The sequence below is a fragment of the Pantoea phytobeneficialis genome (assembly GCF_009728735.1).
GTDB lineage: Bacteria > Pseudomonadota > Gammaproteobacteria > Enterobacterales > Enterobacteriaceae > Pantoea > Pantoea phytobeneficialis.
In genome coordinates this window covers 3430723-3451182 of the sequence record NZ_CP024636.1, presented here as the reverse complement: position 1 = coordinate 3451182, position 20460 = coordinate 3430723, and the positions used below count along the sequence as shown (strand labels likewise).

Here is a 20460-nt window from a genome sequence, read left to right as displayed (position 1 = left end):
CAATCAGGGTGCAAAAGTCGTGACGAATATTAATCGCGAGCAACATGGATCACAATCGATCTAAATCAATTAGTTATGATCATTCTGTAGCATCATAGCTACCGCACGAGCCTGGTAAAACCCGCCCGTGAGCATAAATCATCATCCATGTGTTAACATCGGGCAAAGGTTTACATAAGCCTGACAAAATATCAACGTGCGGTATTCCTGGAAACATCCATAAACATTACTTAACAAATAATTCTAATGGAAATTTACCTCGTTTTAGGCAGACAAAATCAGAATCGTCTTAAAAAATGATGCAATTAATAAGAATTTTGCTACTAATAATGAAAATTCACACATCTAAAATTCATAAAATTTCACAAAAAAAGTGGTCCTGATTGAGTACGCATTTACTCAATTTGAGTTATGTCAGGTAAGACAGGTTTTTATACTTACAAAACCAAAAAGGGACATAGTTATGTCTGTAAATGGCAGAATTTCGACCTGTCTCTTAGATAGAAACATGCAGCTTGAATGTGAAGGGAATGGAATGAATACCGGGTTTACACCAGAATGAACGGAACAGGCATAAAAAAATGGCGCGATTTATCGCGCCATTACGAGGAAATCGTCATTAATGACGCTTATCCACTTTTGCCACCAGTCGATCGCCCAGCCACTGAATACCGCATACCAGAATGATCAGCACCGCGATCACCGCCAGCATCACGTTGGTTTCAAAACGCTGATAGCCGTAGCGAATCGCGAGATCCCCAAGGCCACCGGCACCAATCGCCCCGGCCATCGCGGAGGCACCCACTAACGCCACCAACGTAACGACGAATCCCGCCAGAATACCCGGTAACGCTTCCGGTACTAACACTTCCCAGACAATACGCAATTTACTGGCTCCCATAGCACGCACAGCATCGATCAGGCCACGATCCACCTCGCGCAAGGACACTTCCGCTACACGGGCAAAATAAGGCGTCGCGGTGATCGACAGCGGAACAATCGCCGCCCAGGTTCCCAGCGACGTGCCAACCAGAAAACGGGTAAACGGGATTAGCGCCACCAGCAGAATAATGAAGGGTAAGGATCGAAACCCATTGATGATGATCCCCAGCACCTGATTAATCAGCCGGTGTTCGGCAATGCCACCGGGACTGGTCACCACTAAAATCAAACCCAATGGCAGCCCGGCAACCAGTGAAAACAAGCCAGAAACCAGCGTCATCAGCAAGGTTTCGCCAATGGCGTTAAGCATTAAATCAATCATTACCGGTGACATAGCCGATTCTCTCCACTTGTGCCTGCTGCTGTTGCAGCCAACTGATGACGGGTTGCTGTTGCGCCTGCGGCAGCGCAATAAAGAAACGGACTACCGCGTAGTGCTGAATGTGGTCTACCCCACCCTGCAATAAACGGAATGCCCCCGGCCAGCGCGTTGCAAGGCGCGTCAGTAAATCGCCCTGATCATCTTCACCAGCAAAATCAACGCGATAAATGGCTTCACCGACAGGCTGTTGCTGAAGACGCGCCGCCAGATTTTCCGGCAACTGGGGCAGCAAACCGCGCAGCAGCGTTTGTGTCAGTGGGGTTTGCGGATGGGCGAATACCTGCCATACCGGCCCGCTTTCAATAATTTCCCCGGCGTCGATCACCGCGACCCGATGCGCGACGGATTTGATTACCTCCATCTCATGGGTGATCAACAGAATGGTGATGCCAAGTTGCTGATTAAGAGATTTCAGCAACCCCAGAATGGAGCGGGTGGTTTCAGGATCTAACGCTGAGGTCGCCTCATCGCACAGCAGCAACGCGGGCTTTCCCGCCAGCGCCCGGGCAATCCCCACGCGCTGCTTCTGACCACCCGACAGTGCCGCCGGATAGTGATCCGTTTTATCGGACAACCCCACCAGCTGCAATAACTCCGCAACACGCTGCTGACGCAGTGCTTTCGCCACACCGGCAATTTTCAGTGGCAACGCCACGTTCTGCGCCACGGTTTTCGCCGAGAGCAAATTAAAGTGCTGAAACACCATGCCAACCCGGCTACGTACCGCTTGCAGGTCCTGTTCCGACAACCCACTGATCGCACGCCCCTCGATTTCAATCACGCCTTCGTCCGGCTGTTCCAGGCCGTTAAGACAGCGAATCAGCGTCGATTTCCCGGCACCGCTGCGGCCGATAATACCGAGGATTTCGCCTTGATTGACGGTCAGAGAGAGTTTGCGCAGCGCATGAGTTGCACCAAACGTACGAGAAAGATCGCGTACGTTAACCACCACCGGTGCACGGTGCACAATATCTGTCGTATCCGTGGCCGCACGGCGCGATAATGAAATGTCATCGGGAAAGAGTAGTGTCATGGTTCACCTGCATCGGGCGCGCATGGCCCGGCTCGCGGGCCGGGAATCAGCGCAGTATACGCAGCGACTTATTATCACTTAATCTCGATTTCAGAATTGTTATTCACAAAAAGCATATAAAGCGCACAGCCTTACGTTTTCACCCGGCATGCTGTGCTAACATCACCTTTTCGCACCTTGTTATTGAGCACTATGTCAGAAACGACCAAACGTAAAAATGACCCTGAAGGGCTGAAGAAACGCATCCTTGCTGGCGCACTGAAAACCTTTGCCGAATTCGGTATGCAAGGGGCACGGCTGGAGCAGATTGCTGAACACGCTCAGACCACCAAACGTATGGTGGTCTATCACTTCGTTAATAAAGAGAAGTTGTATATCGAGGTGCTGGAGCAGGTTTATCAGGCGATTCGTCAGCATGAAACCGGGCTGAATCTCGCGGCGATGGCCCCGGAAGAGGCGATGACCAAACTGGTAGAAGCCAGTTTCGATTACCACGTTTCGCACCCGGATTTTATGCGGCTGGTCTGCACCGAAAACCTGCTGCGCGGTCGCTACATCACCCAATCAGAACGTATTAAAGCGCTGAATAAAAGTGCCCTCGACCTGCTCGATGACATTTTGTCGCGCGGGCAACAGCAGGGCATTTTTATCACCGGCGTGAATACCATTGATGTGCATCGCCTGATAAGCAGCATCTGCGTCCATCATGTCTCCAACCGTTATACCTTTAACGCGCTGTTTAGCCCGGATAACAGTGAAGAGGAGAGTATCCACCGCAATCGCCAACTGGCGGTTACCGCCACGCTCCGCTATATCCGCAAAGCCCCTTAGTCTGCGGCTGCGCTGTGATGGTCTACGCTTTAGTCAATGGGACCATCACAGACCTCAGACTAAGGAACGCCGTAGTGAAAGATTCCCACCTTTATCCTTTACGCCACACCGCCAACATCGATAACGAAAACCGTCTGTGGAACTGGGCGCAAAATAGCGTCGTCGGTCTGCGTGCCCAGCTACAGCGGCCAACCTGCGAAGCGGAATTACAACAGCTGCTACGTCAGACCACAGGCAAAGTACGCGTGCTCGGCAGCCGTCTGTCACCAGGCCGGATGCTGGGCGTCGGGGCACAGGATCTGCTACTGGATCTCAGCGCAATGCAGGGGGTGATCGCTGTCGATGATGAGAGCGTCACCTTTGCCGCTGGCACCCAACTGGAGCAGATCTATGCCACCCTGACAGGGATGGATCGCATGCTGGCCTCCTCGCCGGGCGTGATTGCGGTCCAGACTCTGGCGGGTGCGATGTCAACCGGCACCCACGGTCAGGGGCTGGATCAAAGTTCACTGGCTGACGAAGCGACTCGCATTCGCATGGTGTTGGCGGATGGCAGCCTGCGGGAGTTCACCCGTGATGATGCCGATTTTTCTGCTGTACAGGTGGGGCTGGGCGCATTAGGCATTATCACAGCCGTCACGTTACGCACCCGCCCTTTTCGCCTGTTTACCTGCCATAAATATGCCGTTACGGCTGACAACCTCGGTCAGGATCTGCTGACCTGGAATCAGCAATACGAACTGAGCAAAGCCTGGTGGTTTGTTGACGACAATCTGCTGCATGTGTGGAATGCCGAAGAAGCCAATCCCCAGGATCAACAACGTTACTACGCCAACCAGCGTGAAGTGATTGAACATGGCGAGGGGACCGACAGCAGCCTGAATGAAACTATCGACCAGACGCTGGCCCAGATGCATCGCGATACGCAGATTCACGGCAAAGGGGGTAAACAGTTCCGCACCGTGACGCGTTTTCGCGACTTCACCGACATCAGCGGCGATATCTATCAGTTATTTTGCCGTGGCATTGCGGTGCCGCAGATCAATGTGGAGATTGGTGTCCCGCTGGCGCGAACGCCCGCTGTCATCGGGAAAATTAAAGCATGGTACGCGGCAAAACATCCACATATGCATTACCCGATTATTCTGCGCTGTACCGGGCCATCGTCGGCATGGCTCAGCCCGGCGTATCAACAGCCCACCTGCTTTTTTGGTTTTGTGGTGTACTACGCCGACGACGGTTCGCTATCGCAGGAAGGCCTGCATTTTCTTACTGAAGTGGAAAAGCTGCTCGCGGCTGAGGGTGGCCGCCCCCATTGGGGAAAATATTACGATCCGCAGCGTTACACCTGGCGGGATATCTATCCACAGTGGGATGCCTTTCGCGCGGTGCGCCAGCAGCTCGATCCACAGCGACGTTTCAGCAACGACTACGTTACCGCCCTTTTCGATTAAGCCTGACGAGAGGAAAGTATGTTTGCCTGGGTCACTTTATTAACACAACCCGATTATCTGGTGGGCGTGCACGCGCTGCACCGTTCGTTGAAAAAAAGCGCCAGCCGCTGGCCGCTGGTGGTGATGGTCACCGATGCCATTGACCAGACGACGCGTGAAGCCTTGCAGGCCGAGGGCTGCGTCATTCATCCGGTGGTGCCGCTGACACCGCGAAGCGATCTGGCGCAGCACTATGCCTCGGCGCAGTTTGGCGAGGTGTGGAGCAAGCTGCGGGTCTGGGAATTGACCGGCTGCGAGCGCGTGGTGTTTCTCGACGCCGATATGCTGGTACTGCGCAATATGGACGAACTGTTCACCCTCGATTTGGGTGAATATGCCCTCGCCGCCTGCCATGCCTGTCGCTGCAACCCGAATCAAATTGCCAGCTATCCCGCCAGCTGGCAGCCAGAGCATTGCCACTACACCTGGCAGGAGCGCCAGCAACCTGCCCCCGCCAACGTCGATCTGTATCTCAATGGCGGCTTTTTGGTGTTGAAACCTGATATGGCGGTCTTCCGGCAGTTGCAGGAGAACGTTGCCGCCATTGACGATTTGCGCCGCTACCCGTTTTCCGAGCAGGATTTGCTGAATGAGGTGTTTGCCGGGCGCTGGTTGCCGTTGCCTTATATCTACAACGCGTTAAAGACCTTACCTTTCCAGCATCCTGAGCTGTGGCACGCCGAAGAGGTTAAGAATCTGCATTATATTCTGGCGAAACCGTGGAAACGCGATTTGTATCAACCGGAGATGGAACGCGATCGCTACTATGCGCTGGATAAGTTGTGGTGGCAGATGGCGACCTGACGGCGCGCTTGAACGCGCCGTTGGGCAACGCAGAATATTATACGGTCATCCAGCGTCGTTCGGTGGCAGATATCGCCACCGCTTCCAGCACCTTCTGAACCTGTAATCCTTCCGCGAAGTCTGGCCACATCCGGTCACCTGCGGCGATGCCGTTAATCAGATCACGAATTTCGACGGTTTTCTGATCGTTAAAACCAATACCGTGTCCGGCTGAAACGCAGAAGTTGGCATAATCCGGATGCGCCGGGCCGGTGAGAATGGTTTTAAAACCCTGACGTCCGGCCGGATCATCGTGAATATAGAGTTCCAACTCCGCCATTCGCTCCTGGGTGTATCGCAGCGTGCCTTTGGTGCCGGTCACCACATAGGTCAGCCCCATTTTGCTGCCGCAGGCGATACGCGACGTTTCAAATACGCCATGCGCACCATTTTTGAAGCGTAGCAGCGCGCTGGCCTGATCTTCATTTTCTACCGGCAACAGGCGGCTGGCATCTTTCGGGTCCGGGCGTTGCTTAATGACCGTCATCATATCGCCACTGACTTCTGCGATATCGCCCACCAGATAGTGCGCCATATTGACGATATGCGCTGCGAGGTCGCCGAGTGCGCCCAGCCCCGCCAGCGCTTTCTGGCAGTGCCAGTCGAGCGGCGTTTCCGCTTTCGCCAGATAGTCTTCGTTGTGGGTACCGTAGAAATGCACCACATCTCCAATTTCACCACGGGCAATGATTTCTCGTGCCAGTTGGCTGGTCGGGTTTTTCATATAGTTGAAGCCTACCAGGGTTTTTACCCCGGCCTGCTGCGCAGCCTGCACCATCTCTTCCGCATCGGCGACAGAGAGCGACAGCGGCTTTTCGGAATAGACATGTTTACCGTTGCGGATCGCTTCCAGCGCCATCTCTTTGTGCAGGAAGTTGGGGGCGCAGATATCCACCACATCAATATTGGGATCACGCACCAGCTCACGCCAGTCACCGGTTGAACGCGCGAAGCCAAAGGTTGCCGCCTGTTTGGCCGCCAGCGCCGGATTGACCTCCGCCAGCATCTCACGCACGATTTCACCCTTCAGGGCAAATACCGTGGGTGCCTGCGCATAAGCGATTGCGTGACAACGACCGATGTAACCACTGCCAATCATGCCGATTCTGACTTTGTTCATACTGCACATCCTGGGTTCACAGAAGAAGTGATACGGAATATAAATTTCACCCTTAACAGCCACAACGGCCAAATGAAATATCTGTGATCATGCATGCGATGAATCTGACAAAAACGACAAATCAGAATGTAATTTTTCATAGAGTTAGTGACTGCCATCACAATCAAGCTTGCCATTTATCTCCTTTATGGATGGGATGTTCCATTTTCCTGCAAGACCCGCTCCGGGATTTTTCTCCCACAGACCGGGAGAATGCTGCTTTCTTCAGCAGTCAGAACAATTTGTGCAAAAGGGCTTTGACAAGCCGCGGCTCGCTCGTTACTATGCGCCCCGTTCAAACGATTCCTCTGTAGTTCAGTCGGTAGAACGGCGGACTGTTAATCCGTATGTCACTGGTTCGAGTCCAGTCAGAGGAGCCAAATTCGAAGAAAGAGCAGCCTGAAAAGGCTGCTTTTTTTTTGCCTGTAGCGGCGCGATTTATCGCGTGATGTAGATTACGCCTGCGCCGTTACTGTCGAAGTCTCTAAAGAAGGTGAGTTGAAGAAATTCACCGATAGCAGGGCTTCCCCATGAGTCAAATTCCGGGGCTGTAGCTGAGTGGTGAACACCCGTTTAGCCAACCCAACTGTCACCATCTTGCTAAACAGAGTCGCGTCATTATCCTGGCTGCTGTCTGTCTCAACCGACCTCTTAACGCGCGCAGGGGCGGCAATATATTGAACCATTGCAGCGAAAATATCGGGATGCATTATCAATCCCGCAGCCCGATGCTGTGCGTTACCCGCTTCAGACATGAACCTGACGAGGTTATCAATTGATTCGTGATTAAAATCATGGGATCGGACCACCTTCGCAAGGTCATTTAGCGCTTTTTCGAGTTCGGTTATCCTGGAGGCATGCTCGTTAATCTGTGCTAGGTTTTCATTTGCGCCGTAACCCACCAAATCTGCCAATTCGGAATTCCTGTAATTGAGTTCCTCCAGGACAGAACGCCCTACCTTTTGAAAGACAATCCCGACACTCTCGCCAATTGACTTCAGGTATTTAGCTAATGCGAGCGGAGAATGGCACAATATCTTAACCAGCGCCGGGAGGTTTTGTTTCCTGTCAGACGCGATATTTGTTTCCAGATCGGTATAAATTTCCTTGTCAAAAAACTCATCTCCCTGAAGATGGCCAGTTTCATGAATTATCGTTTCCGGCAGCTCTTTGAGTTTAATGCTATTGACCGCAATATGAATGGGATAGTCGCCCCCCTCAACAAAGCCGTGGATGTGACTGCCGAATATCTCCATCTCTTTGCGCAGTGGGTTTGTTGATTTCTCGTGTAAATGATGCGAGGTAAGAACACTAAACTCTTCAAGCACCTCAATATTTTCCAGCGTTAACTCAGAAGAAAGTTGAGTAATACCATAGAACTTATCTTCTATATCAATCCGCATTTCCTGTGATAAATCCCTGGGGTCAATACCGGTTAACTCGGTGAAATAACGCCAAAAATCTTGTTCGCTTTTTCCATTAGCCAAAGCGTCTTTGGCTATCTCTCTGGTTTTTTTAACACCATCATCGATGATGGTTTTTATTTCTGGATACTCACTCGAAAATGTTTCATCAGAGGCACGCCCCAGTTTTTTATACAATGAATTCGTGTTTTCGTTATGTACAATTTGTTTACCATCAATTTTGTAGTCGGCTCCCCTGGTATTCACTTCTGATAAGGCTTTGTCCCATATTTCATTTTCAGTTTTTAAGTACTTATCCTTGTATTCTTTTCTTCGCGAAACGAAGTCGTGCTCTTTGTTATTTGCTTTCGCATCGACCAGAGTCTGAGTAATGTCTGAAATTTTCTCAGCCAATTCCTTTTCATTCGCATGACTTTTTTTAACAACTTTCTTCCAGAAATTATTGCCAATTATCAGAAAATACTCACCCGCATCAACAATGGAAGAGAAAAAGTCATTGTCAGACCAATTCTCCACCACACCAGCGCCTTCCAGATCACGATGCTTATCAATAAGCGACTTTATATCATCATCTATATTTATCTCGGATTTTAGCTCATCTATCCGCTGATAACTTTGCAAAATCTTAAAGGTTTCCGATTCACTATTTCTGTACTCATCACGGGCCTGATAGAGATCATCCAGCTCCTTTACGCGTTGTGCCGTATCACTCGACAGCGTTTTTTGACCGATCTGCGTTTGCACGCAACCCTCTTTACGGGTTCCCGCTCTTTTCTTAACACGACAGAACTTACCCACAGAGGCGCTCTGTTCAGCATCTAATGGAACAAAACGCCCCTCTTCGTTTGGTCCAATACGATAATGCAACCCTCCATTTTTATCCTCAAGTACCTGAATAAATCTCACCGCATTTTCCGAAAGATCACCATACTGATAAGGTGATAGCAGAACATGGGTTTGGGTCATGGTTAACGTTTCATCTGGCCCAATCATTGACAGAAAAATATCATTATTGAAAATGGGTTTATCCTGATGTGTTTTTTTCAGTGCATGTAATGCCGCATCGATCGTCCTGACTTTGATCCGGCTATCATCAATAACTCGATAACTACCATCCTGCTCTACCTTTATTTGTACATTGAAGTCAGGCGGGGCATTTTCACCCACCGCATTAAAAATATTCTCCGGGCTGTTTTTTTCAAGCCTGATATACCCATCATTCCTGTTCAGGAAATAATCTTTTGATTTTTTATCAAAATAAATATCCGGGCTGTTATCTAATTTTTCGACTTGAGAAAAAGCCGTGCCAAAAGCACCCTCCGGCACAGCGTAGCTGTCCAGATGATTCCACTGTATTTCTTCTTTTACCGCCTGCTTAAGGTCTTCTTTTTTTGCATGACCACCTAAGAATTTACCGGCTATATTATCCAGTTGTTTACCTGATATCTTTTCCCGCCAATATCTTAGCTGATAGCCATCTGATTTTCTGGCAAGTAAATTCCCTGCACCCTCGACAGAATACATCCTTTCATCATTGCCAACTTTAAAAACAATGGTTAAGGATTCATCAGGTGCATTATAAATAATTCCGCTATAAATATGATCTTGCGGTATATTATCCAGATTGAAGGTATCTGTCTGTGGTTTTTTATCCGGTGATACTTCTTTGACAAAAGGAGCAAGCGCCTCATGCTGTTTAAGTTTATTTCCCCAGGTATTTTCTTTATGATTTTTAAATGGCGTGAATTCATTGACCTTCCGTGGGCCATTTTCCTGGTGAAGATCATGCTTCAATACGATTCTTTTTAGTGCCTTCTCTGCAATTTGTTGCAAATCCTGCACCGCTTTCTCCGTACCCAATGACATAAAGTCGGCTATGCAACCTATCCCATCATTAGCCAGTGCCACTTTCGCCTCGTCCAGCCCCTCATTGGTGGATGAGGTTATCTCTTGTATACGAAGCGGTCCAGCATCTGGCTTACTTATTATCTCTATTGGCGCCTTCCCCGTGTCGTTTTTCAACACTTTGAATTTTTCTGCTTTATTGATAAATATTATTTTTTTCTGAGATTCTTCTTTTGCAATCTCTGTTATCTTTATCAGATCCGCAACTGAGTTTACACAACTTCCGAATGGGATAAAACCAAGAAGTTGATTTAAAAGATTGTCTAATTTGTTTAATGCCTCATCGTTATTTTCTTCATACTTGCCATCTTGCGGCAATAGAGGAAATAAAGGGGCCACTTCAGGCTGAATATTAAACCACTTAAATGCTTCAGCCTGAGGCAGTATTTCAGGCAATTCCTCCTGAACAGCTTGATAGACAACATGAATATTTTCTGCTGTAAAATTTGACACCTGAGATGTCCAGTTAGATCCTGCAATCGACAAGGGTTTGATCAATTTAACTTGAGGGATGGCAAACTTATAATCCTCCGCTTTGTTTTTATGCATCATATGTGGGATAAACTTATTAATAAAGAAGAGGGAATGCTGCTCGACGTATTTACTGATATCTTTTATTTCAAGGGATGAAACAGGGATCTCACATATGCCGGAGTTAACCATATCGGTGATCATCATCGAGGGACTCAACAGATACGCGCGGGTGATAATACCCTCTAAATTTTGAACAGTGATAATAGTCCCCGCATTTAACGGAACATTATTTTTATTGCCATTAACACTGATGATTAATCGATTTACTTTGACCCTGAGCGTGCCAGCGGAGACTGCTTTCTCAATGTAATTTTTGGCTTCCATCGGCAGCGAAGACAGAATATGTTCACATGTCTCAACAAACTCCCTCGAAAACTTTTCTTTTATTAACGTTAATTTTTTAGCATCATCATTGCTTTCGTCTGATGCGTTCATTGCAACAGCAAAATCTAAATGCGCGGAGAAGAGTTTATTACTTAAATGATAAACCTGTTTCAGATCTTTTAATAACTTACCTAATCCTCTAAATGATGACGCAACCTCATTAATCTTAATATTATTTTCTGTCACCGCAGATGTTGTGATTTGGTCTTCATCATACAATTTAAAATAATCCTTGCTATCTGGCGGCATAAATTCAGGGTCGGCATGAAGCAGAGTCAGCAAGGCAATAAACTGCAACTGAACTGGATTTTCATTCACTGAGAGAGAAAGGTCATAGGTTTTAGCGCAGGCTGCACCAAAATTCAGCATAATACCTTCAAGAGAAAGTACGCGGTAATTAAGATAGGGATGATTTTCTGTTTGCCCCCCATGAGTCAAGTTAACATTTGCCAGCGGGAACAGATCAGCTAATTTATGGTCAATAATCTGCCTGATTGCCGCCAGTTGTGTTCGACTTAACCGTCTGAACTTTTCAGCTTGTTCGTTTTGATGTCGGGAATGTTTTATAGCATTCGTATCCCCCGGCGATGGTGAAGATTTGCTAGCAGGCAATGATGATAATACCGCTTCTTTTATTGAGTGAAGATCGGATATTTTAACATCACCTTTTATTCTTTGATAAAAAGAGTCCATAGCATAAGTTATAATATCTTTATCAACCTTGATAAGACTGCTAAAAAACAGACTGGCCAGCCATTCTTTTTTATCAGGAAGACTTAGGATTTTAGTCATCAATTGTTCTGGTGAAACGGCAAAATCACCGCCTCTAACCAGAGTGCGAACAAATAAACTGAACTCGTACTGATTAACGTCAGTCAAACCTTGACTCAGTGCATTATTACAGACACCCGCATATGCGTTAAGTAAATTCTCAACGGTAACATCCTCGCCATTTATTATATTATCCTGCAAACTGAGCATTCTCATATTTTCAGAATGCTTATATAATAAATTATATTCATACATCTTGGTAACGGGAGGGGCAGCCAGAAAGTCTTGCCAGATAATTGATTTTATTTTCTCTTCCGTTGATGTTTCAGTTAAGGATCCATTAACGCTGATAGAAAGCTGGTTGTTGAGCCTCCGTAATAATGGGGTGGTTTCGCCTGTTGTGGTAGTATTGGACCTGTCTGGTAGCAGTTCTGGATGTTGTAGCCATATGTCATCTGGTATTTGCGTCGTGATTAAATCACTCTCCTTCCCGGCCCCCTCCACCAGCGGTAAGAACAGGGGGAATAAACTTATGTTTTCAATGCCGCGAAATGTCGTGGAAATACTGTCGGTCAAACTCTGAATCAGTGGCGATAATGAGACGCCATCCCGCCTCGTCGGAGCGTCCTGCTCCGGTTTCCGCTGAATGGCAGCCCGTTTGGGTTCAGGTGTTGGATCAAACTCCGGAAATATATCATCTTTGACTGGTTTATGGTTTTTATCACTCGCAAACAGATACTGGGATGTATGCAGCGCAGGCTTACCACAATTATCCTGTAGTAATTGCTCCCAAACATTCCCGGTCGCATGACTTGTCAGCGGTAAAGCATCCTCTAATAGCGGAAGCAATGGATTACTATGCGTTCGTAAATCGGTCAGCCCGAGCAGAATATTTCTTAACACTTCGGCCAACCGAAACCACTCCGTTGTAAAGGTGTTCCATGCCTCTTTTGACGCCGCCAGCTCCCTCTCATTTTTCATTTGCCGCTGAGATTGGATGAGTTCTGATCTTAACGGCAGCTTATTTAACGCAGTGACATATGATAAAAATTTTTCTACCCATTCTTTGCGCTCCTTAAGTACATCCAGTGCGTTTCTCGCACGGAAAGCGACTTCGTCAACCGACACGGTTTTTTGCGGCGTATCGCTCAAAGAAAACACCCGATCTACCAGTTCCAGCAACTCAAATTCCGGATAGAGAAGAAAACGGATCAGACTTTTAATATTGTTTTTATGGCGTTCAAATTGTTGACTATCATTTCGCCCGTCTTCACCACACGGCTTTCCACCGGAGTTGGCAACACGCTCTTCAGGTGGCTGAAGTCCGTCCATGATCCTCTCCAACGTGCCGATAAGTTTCTTGCGATCCTTTAAACAGTAGCGGTACAAGGCGGGCAGACGGTCAATAAAAGACTGTACGTCGCGTATTTTAGTTCTGTGTAACCCGGATGCCAGCACGTTGGCCCCTACCCCGATAATAGCGCCAGGAACCGGGGCCGTCGTCGAGCCACTAAGAAAAGCCGGATGGGCGAGAAAATAGGTGATGTTATTTAGCATGCCCAGTCCAAGGTCGCATGCCGAGCGGGGTAGAGATATCAATGAGCAGGCGTCAGACACCGGCCTGACCAGCGAGGTAGCGAGGTCGGAGAGGCAATTTCCCCAGCTATAATTTATCCTCCCGTTATCAAGATCGGCACCAGATGGGCGGTTTATCGGTTTTTGCGTGGCGGATTGAGTATCAATCATTGAGGTTTCCTTTCTGGAATGGCGGTATGTTAATTTCCTGCATCCTGCTGGAAACAGAATCGATGCCGCCGCGAATATAAAGCATCCCCCCTGGTCGTATCGTGATTTTTCAATTAGTTATTTATGAAATGCGCCACTTCCTCCATCAGCCAACTAATAAACGCCGTCTCCTCCTCGCGCTTCTCACTCTCCTTACGCGTCACCAGCCAATACGGCCACGGGTAATCCACGCTGAACGGGCTGAGTTGCACCATTTCCCCCCGATCCAGCGCGTCCTGCACCAGCGATCGTCGTTCCAGCGCGATACCTTGTCCAAGTCGTACCGCCTGTAATATCAGGTTTGAATCGTTAGTAACCAGGCCATTCGGTACTATCGGTTGGCTCAATCCCGCCGCCTGGCACCAGTTATCCCAGGATTCGAGGGTAAAAAGGAGTTCACTGGCGGCAATTTGCTGTGGGGTCTGCGGCAGATTACCGCCATTAAACTGCGGTGACGCCACCACCAGCAGCGTATCGGCAAACAATAGCTGACTGTTGACGCCAGCCCAGTCACCTTTACCCATACGAATGGCGATATCGGTGGTGGCCTGCTGCATATCGTTGACGCTCAAGCTGGCCTGTAAGCGCAGATGAATATGGGGGAAACGTTGACGAAAACGTGGCAGCCGCGGCATCAGCCAGTGGCTGGCGAACGAAGGCACCGCCGCCAGGCTAAGTTCGGCGCGCCGCGGTTTGACCTGCACCTGACGCGTAGCATCGGCAATACGCCCCAGCGCTTCACGGATCTGCATCGCATATAACCGCCCTTCTTCGTTAATCTGTACTCCGCGGACCTGGCGAGTGAATAAGCGTACCCCCAACAGATCTTCTAACGCTTTAATCTGCTGGCTGATGGCCGAATGGGTAACATGCAACTCTTTCGCCGCCAGAGTAACGCTACCCAGTCTCGCTACCGCTTCAAAGCTACGCAGACTGGCAACCGGGGGGAAATCTGCCATCACCGTTCCTCACATAATGAAAACCTAAGCCTGCCACAATAAGCGTAAGTTTTACTAACAAAAACGCTTAGAAAGCGTCGCTGGCTGAATCACGGCGGCTGGGGTACTGTCTGGGCAAAGAAACTGAGGATTTACAAGGAGTCATGATGAAACTGATTGGTATGCTGGATTCCCCTTATGTACGCCGCGTGGCAATTTCCCTCGCGCATTACGGCATGGCGTTTGAACATCAGTCGCTGTCGGTGTTTCGTCACTTTGATCAGTTCGCGCAGATTAATGGTGTGGTCAAAGCCCCCACGCTGGTGCTGGCCGATGGCAGCACGCTGATGGATTCGTCGCTGATTCTGCACTATCTGGAAAGCCAGGCCGCTACGTCCCGCAAGTTGCTTCCCACAGCGCCGACTGCGCTGGCTAAAGATACCCAGATTCTCGGGCTGGCGTTGGCCGCCAGTGATAAAGCGGTGCAGTTCCAGTACGAATGCACGCTACGACCAGAAGAGAAGCAGCATCAACCGTGGCTCGACCGCGTGACACAGCAACTGCTGACGGCCTGTAAAGCCTGGAATGCCGAGCTGGAACAACGCGAGATCAATCCGCAACAGCCGGATCAGGTGGCGATCAGCAGCGCGGTGATTTGGGGATTTATTCAGTCGATTATTCCGCAGGTGGTGCCGGCAGAACATTATCCGCGTTTGCAGCAGGTGGCGCAGCAGATGGAAGACACCGCGTTATTTGCCCACTATCCGCCGGTGTAAAAAATGAAGGTGCGCATAATGCGCACCGATAAAATATCGCAGGATTTTGTAGCGGCGCGTTTTTGCGTTAACGCCAGCCCAGCTCCGGTGCCACATGGGTCAGGATCGCTTCCATCACATGCGCACAGTAATCCACCCCAAGCTGGTTCGGAATGGTCAGCAACAGCGTATCGGCTTCGGCAATCGCCTCATCCTGTGCCAGCTGTTTGATCAGCTGTTCCGGCTCTGCCGCATAGCTGCGACCAAAGATAGCGCGGGTTTTCTCATCGAGGAAACCGACGGAATCCTGATCCTGACCGCTGCGACCAAAATAGGCACGGTCGATATCATTGGTCAGAGCAAAAATGCTGCGGCTGACGGAAACACGCGGCGTGCGCTGATGACCGGCTGCCTGCCAGGCTTCACGGTACGCGCGAATTTGTTTCGCCTGCTGGATATGGAACGGCTCACCGGTTTCATCATCTTTCAGCGTTGAACTTTGCAGGTTCATCCCCTGCTGCGCGGCCCAGATGGCGGTTGCGTTCGAGCCGGAACCCCACCAGATACGCTCACGCAGGCCTTCAGAGAAAGGCTCCAGGCGCAGTAGCCCCGGTGGATTTGGGAACATCGGCTGTGGATTGGGTTTAGCAAAGCCTTCACCACGCAGCACTTCCAGCAACTCCTCGGTATGACGACGTCCCATATCGGCATCGCTTTCGCCGTCTTTCGGGTTAAAGCCAAAGTAGCGATAACCTTCAACCACCTGCTCCGGCGAACCACGGCTGATACCCAATTGCAGACGGCCATTGGAGATCAGGTCGGCGGCGCCGGCATCTTCCGCCATGTACAGCGGGTTTTCGTAGCGCATATCAATCACGCCAGTACCAATCTCGATGCTTTTGGTACGCGCCCCCACAGCGGCCAGCAAGGGGAACGGAGAACTTAACTGACGGGCAAAGTGGTGCACGCGATAGTATGCGCCATCGGCACCTAACTCTTCAGCGGCCACGGCCAAATCGATAGATTGCAACAACACATCCTGAGCAGAACGGGTGGCAGATTGTGATGATGGCGTCCAGTGACCAAAGGATAAAAAGCCAATCTTTTTCATGGAACTGTTCTCCTCGCGGGCGGGTTACGCCCCGGCGTAAGTAAGTCGTTTTCGATGCTGAAAGGTTACGTCAGCCGCGTCCGTACTGATAGCCAATTGTTTTCACCCGCTTCATCAAGTTTTTCGACATAAGTAAGAAAATTAAGGTCTTTGTGTTTTTTTTGACCTTGCCGCATCGTCTGGCGACACCCTTTCAGCCAGCAGGACAATGTCGCCATCATGCCCAAAGGTTCTTCCGCCTATATCAACGCACAACAACGTGAACAGGTTCATCAACTGGCGCGTAGCTGGTTATGGCGCAGTGAACTGCCAACCTGGCTGCTGATGCTGGCGGTGTATGGTGGTTGGTTTGGCACGTTATTTTTCGGGCAACAACTTGGCTGGCTGCCGACAACGTTGCTGATGATTATCTTTACCACCTGGTATATGTCGTTGCAGCATGAGTTGATCCACGGCCACCCTACCCGCTGGCCGCGCCTCAATCAGTTGTTCGGCACTCTGCCGCTGGCGGTGTGGTATCCCTATGGTCTGTATCGCGATTCACATCTGGCGCACCATCGTAACCACACCCTGACCGATCCCGATGACGACCCGGAAAGCTATTATCTGACACCGCAACATTGGGCGCGCTTGCAGCCCTGGCAGCGCCGGGTGATCCATCTGCGTAATACGTTCACCGGACGGCTGCTGCTGGGGCCATTGCTGGACATTCTTGCGACGCTGCGAGCGCTGCTGCTGGCGTTTCGTCAGCGTGACAGGCAGGCCATCGTCATGTGGGTGATTCACCTCAGCCTGTTGGCTGGGTTGTTCTGGTGGCTGGCGCAATGGGGTTATTCACCGCTGTGGTTAGTACTGGCGGTGAGTTATCCGGCGCTGGCGCTGACCAAAGTCCGGTCTTTCTATGAACATCGCGCCGAGGAGGAACCGCTGGCGCGTTCGGTGAATAACGAAGCGGGGCTGGCGTGGCGCGTGCTGTTCCTTAACCTCAACTATCATTCAGTACATCACGATCTGCCGGGCCTGCCGTGGTATGGCCTGCGTCGCGTTTACCTGCTTCATCGCGAGGACTATTTCCAACGCAACCAGGGGTTTCGCGTCGCGGGTTATGGCGAATGGCTGCAACGCTTTTGGGCCAGACCGATTGCGGTTAACGTCCACCCGGCTCGCAAACAGGATGTACGCCATGACTAAAACGTTTTCCTTACCGATGTACGATATCAACCATGCCACCACCGAAGCGTTGACGGATGCGCTGGTGCAGTTGCTGGCCGCGCGCGGCGTGGCAGCCCGCGTGGCGTGGCACAGCGATCTGCTGCCGCACTGGCGCGATCACGACTTGTTGCTGAGCCAGACCTGTGGCTACCCATTGGTAAAACTGCTGCCGGATGTGCAACTGGTGGGCGCATTTCAATCCAGCGCACCGGGTTGTGAAGGTTTGCGTTATCGCAGCTGGCTGGTGGTTCGCGCCGAGGATGCAGCGCTGACGCTGGCCGATTTTCGTGGTCGCCGGGCGGTGTGCAACAGCGATGATTCGCACTCCGGCTACAACTCGCTGCGTTACGTGGTGGCCCCGCTGGCGCAGCAGGGAAGATTCTTTGCCGAAACAGGTTTCAGCGGCAGCCATCGTCAGTCGCTGGCCGCCCTGCGTCATCAGCAGGCGGATATTGCCGCCATTGATTGCATCACCTGGGCATTGTTGCTGCACAATTTTCCCGAGGAGCTGGCCGGGTTAACGATTATTGGTGAAACGCCGTTGTGTGCTGCGCTGCCGCTGATTACCGCCGCCAGCACCGATCAACCGACGCTGGCCGCCTTACGTAGCGCCTTGACACAGTTGGTGCAGGATGAGGCTTATCGGGAACTGTGCGCAACCAGCCTGATCGGCGGCTTCGCTACGCCGGATCGCGCCTTTTACGATGAAGTGTTGCAGTGGGAACAGCAGGCCGCCACGCGGGGCGTGACGGCGCTGTAAGTTTAATGCCGTGCCGCGATGATCGCGTCGGCGACGTTTTTCGGTGCTTCGGCGTAGTGGTTGAATTCCATGCTGTAGGTTGCACGGCCCTGCGACATCGAACGCAGCGTGGTGGAGTAACCAAACATCTCCGCCAGCGGCACTTCGGCGTGAATAATTCGCGCGCCAAAGCGTTCTTCCATGCCCTGCAAGGTGCCACGGCGTGAAGAGAGATCGCCCATCACGTTACCGGCATACTCTTCCGGGGTTTCCACTTCCACCTGCATTACCGGTTCGAGGATCACCGGATCGGCCTGTTTTGCCGCCGCTTTGAAGCCGAAGATGGCGGCCATGCGGAATGCCATCTCGGATGAGTCGACATCATGATACGAACCAAAGGTCAGGGTGGCTTTGACGTCTACCACCGGATATCCCGCCAGCACGCCGCTGTTCAGTGCTTCACGAATCCCCTTCTCGACCGAAGGAATAAATTCACGCGGCACCACACCGCCTTTGGTGGCATCTTCGAAGGCAAATCCGCCCCCCGGCTGCTGCGGTTCCAGCGTCAGCACCACATGGCCGTACTGACCTTTACCACCTGACTGGCGCACAAACTTACCTTCAACATCGCGTACCGTTTTGCGGATGGTTTCACGGTAAGTCACCTGCGGGCGACCAATATTGGCCTCCACGCCAAACTCGCGTTTCATGCGGTCAACGATGATCTCCAGATGCAGCTCACCCATACCGGAAATAATGGTCTGGCCCGATTCTTCATCGGTATGCAGGCGGAACGATGGATCCTCCGCCGCCAGACGCTGCAACGCCAGCCCCATTTTTTCCTGGTCGCTTTTGGTCTTCGGCTCAATCGACAGCGAAATCACCGGATCCGGGAAGTCCATACGTTCCAGGGTGATCACCGCATTCGGGTCACACAGGGTTTCCCCGGTCGTGACCTCTTTCAGGCCGACGCAGGCGGCGATATCACCGGCGCGAATTTCTTCGATCTCGATGCGATCGTTCGCCTGCATTTGTACGATACGCCCGATGCGTTCTTTCCGTCCTTTCACCGCATTCCATACGCTGTCGCCTTTACGCAGCACGCCGGAATAGACGCGCACAAAAGTCAGCTGGCCAACGTAGGGGTCGCTCATCAACTTGAATGCCAGCGCCGAGAACGGTTCGTCATCATCAGCATGACGTTCAGCATGTTCGCCGTGCTCATCAATACCCGCCACCGGGGGTACATCCACCGGTGACGGCATCAGCTCAACCACCGCATCCAGCATGCGTTGCACGCCTTTATTTTTAAACGCACTGCCGCACAGCATCGGCTGGATCTCGTTCAGCAAGGTACGCCGGCGCAGACCGGCAATCACCTGCTCCTCGCTCAGGTCGCCCTGCTCAAGATACACATCCATCAAGGCGTCACTGGCTTCTGCGGCGGCAGCCACCATATTTTCACGCCACTCGGCGGCCAGCGCCTGTAATTCGTCCGGGATCGCAGCGTAGCTGAAGGTCATACCCTGCGTGGCATCGTCCCAGTAAATGGCGCGCATTTTGGTGAGATCCACCACGCCGGTAAAGTGCTCCTCGGCACCAATCGGGATCACAATCGGCACCGGATGGGCGTGCAGACGATCTTTCATCATCTGCACCACGCGGAAGAAATCCGCGCCCTGGCGGTCCATCTTGTTGACGAAGGCAATGCGCGGCACATGATATTTGTTGGCCTGACGCCAGACGGTTTCTGATTGCGGCTGCACGCCACCCACGGCGTCATACACCATCACGGCACCATCCAGCACACGCATTGAACGTTCCACTTCGATAGTGAAATCGACGTGTCCGGGGGTATCGATAATGTTGATACGGTGCGGCGCAAAGCTGCCATCCATACCGGGCCAGTAGCAGCTTACCGCTGCCGAGGTGATGGTAATACCTCGCTCCTGCTCCTGTGCCATCCAGTCGGTGGTTGCCGCGCCATCGTGCACTTCACCCAGCTTATGACTCATCCCGGTGTAAAACAGGATGCGCTCGGTGGTGGTAGTTTTACCGGCATCGATGTGCGCGGAAATGCCGATATTGCGATAACGTTCGATGGGTAGCGGTCGGGGCATGATGCGTCCTTAGTCAGTTCGACGGAAAAAGGCGGGCACCATTGCCCGCCGTTGCCAATCAGCTTAGACCTCGCGCAGGAAGAAATGCGAACAGATTGA

Annotated in this window: 13 protein-coding genes and 1 tRNA gene; 7 read left to right on the top strand and 7 right to left on the bottom strand. The window is 51.1% G+C overall.

Annotated elements, in window-relative coordinates; genetic code table 11:
- Window positions 1–619: 619 nt before the first annotated feature.
- Both CTZ24_RS15915 and CTZ24_RS15910 read right to left on the bottom strand, forming a co-directional pair.
- Entirely contained in the window at window positions 620–1276 is a 657-nt protein-coding gene (locus CTZ24_RS15915) for a methionine ABC transporter permease (RefSeq protein ID WP_036624884.1), read from the bottom strand.
- Window positions 1257–2357: a methionine ABC transporter ATP-binding protein gene (locus tag CTZ24_RS15910; protein ID WP_302474896.1), complete on the bottom strand. Its 1101-nt coding sequence runs from the start codon at window positions 2355–2357 to the stop codon at window positions 1257–1259. The genes CTZ24_RS15915 and CTZ24_RS15910 overlap by 20 nt, the downstream gene beginning before the upstream one ends.
- A 192-nt stretch (window positions 2358–2549) precedes the next feature.
- Here CTZ24_RS15910 and CTZ24_RS15905 point away from each other — a divergent pair, with 192 nt between their 5' ends.
- The 3 genes from CTZ24_RS15905 to CTZ24_RS15895 all read left to right on the top strand — a co-directional run bounded on the left by CTZ24_RS15905 (window position 2550) and on the right by CTZ24_RS15895 (window position 5485).
- Window positions 2550–3188: a TetR/AcrR family transcriptional regulator gene (locus tag CTZ24_RS15905; protein WP_021182738.1), complete on the top strand. Its 639-nt coding sequence runs from the start codon at window positions 2550–2552 to the stop codon at window positions 3186–3188.
- A gap of 74 nt (window positions 3189–3262) precedes the next feature.
- Window positions 3263–4642, top strand: coding sequence for a D-arabinono-1,4-lactone oxidase (locus CTZ24_RS15900; protein ID WP_437180258.1), 1380 nt, complete (start codon window positions 3263–3265; stop codon window positions 4640–4642).
- 18 nt (window positions 4643–4660) lie between these two features.
- Window positions 4661–5485, top strand: a complete 825-nt coding sequence (locus CTZ24_RS15895; RefSeq protein ID WP_208724032.1) for a glycosyltransferase family 8 protein — start codon at window positions 4661–4663, stop codon at window positions 5483–5485.
- A 37-nt stretch (window positions 5486–5522) separates the two neighbouring features.
- Here CTZ24_RS15895 and CTZ24_RS15890 read toward each other — a convergent pair whose 3' ends face one another.
- Window positions 5523–6644 (bottom strand): Gfo/Idh/MocA family protein, encoded by a 1122-nt coding sequence (locus CTZ24_RS15890; protein ID WP_208724031.1) that lies wholly within the window; start codon window positions 6642–6644, stop codon window positions 5523–5525.
- A 343-nt stretch (window positions 6645–6987) separates the two neighbouring features.
- On the opposite strand from CTZ24_RS15890, the gene CTZ24_RS15885 reads away from it, so the two are divergent.
- Window positions 6988–7063, top strand: a tRNA-Asn gene (locus tag CTZ24_RS15885).
- A 75-nt stretch (window positions 7064–7138) separates the two neighbouring features.
- Here CTZ24_RS15885 and CTZ24_RS15880 read toward each other — a convergent pair.
- On the bottom strand, window positions 7139–13447 hold the full coding sequence (locus CTZ24_RS15880; RefSeq protein WP_208724030.1) for a hypothetical protein: 6309 nt from the start codon (window positions 13445–13447) through the stop codon (window positions 7139–7141).
- 113 nt (window positions 13448–13560) lie between these two features.
- Entirely contained in the window at window positions 13561–14445 is an 885-nt protein-coding gene (gene gcvA, locus CTZ24_RS15875) for a transcriptional regulator GcvA (RefSeq protein WP_208724029.1), read from the bottom strand.
- Window positions 14446–14591: 146 nt separating this feature from the next.
- Between gcvA and CTZ24_RS15870 the strand changes: the two genes are divergently transcribed.
- On the top strand, window positions 14592–15200 hold the full coding sequence (locus tag CTZ24_RS15870; protein ID WP_021182732.1) for a glutathione S-transferase: 609 nt from the start codon (window positions 14592–14594) through the stop codon (window positions 15198–15200).
- Between the two features lie 67 nt (window positions 15201–15267).
- Here CTZ24_RS15870 and CTZ24_RS15865 read toward each other — a convergent pair whose 3' ends face one another.
- A complete protein-coding gene (locus CTZ24_RS15865; RefSeq protein WP_021182731.1) occupies window positions 15268–16290 on the bottom strand; it encodes an LLM class flavin-dependent oxidoreductase in 1023 nt (340 codons plus the stop codon).
- A gap of 219 nt (window positions 16291–16509) precedes the next feature.
- Here CTZ24_RS15865 and CTZ24_RS15860 point away from each other — a divergent pair, with 219 nt between their 5' ends.
- Entirely contained in the window at window positions 16510–17481 is a 972-nt protein-coding gene (locus tag CTZ24_RS15860; protein ID WP_208724028.1) for a fatty acid desaturase, read from the top strand.
- A complete protein-coding gene (locus tag CTZ24_RS15855) occupies window positions 17474–18262 on the top strand; it encodes a phosphate/phosphite/phosphonate ABC transporter substrate-binding protein (RefSeq protein WP_208724027.1) in 789 nt (262 codons plus the stop codon). The genes CTZ24_RS15860 and CTZ24_RS15855 overlap by 8 nt, the downstream gene beginning before the upstream one ends.
- A 2-nt stretch (window positions 18263–18264) precedes the next feature.
- Here CTZ24_RS15855 and fusA read toward each other — a convergent pair whose 3' ends face one another.
- The gene (fusA, locus tag CTZ24_RS15850; RefSeq protein ID WP_208724026.1) at window positions 18265–20361 is read right to left on the bottom strand and encodes an elongation factor G; all 2097 of its coding nucleotides are present in this window, start codon (window positions 20359–20361) and stop codon (window positions 18265–18267) included.
- Between the last annotated feature and the right edge of the window lie 99 nt (window positions 20362–20460).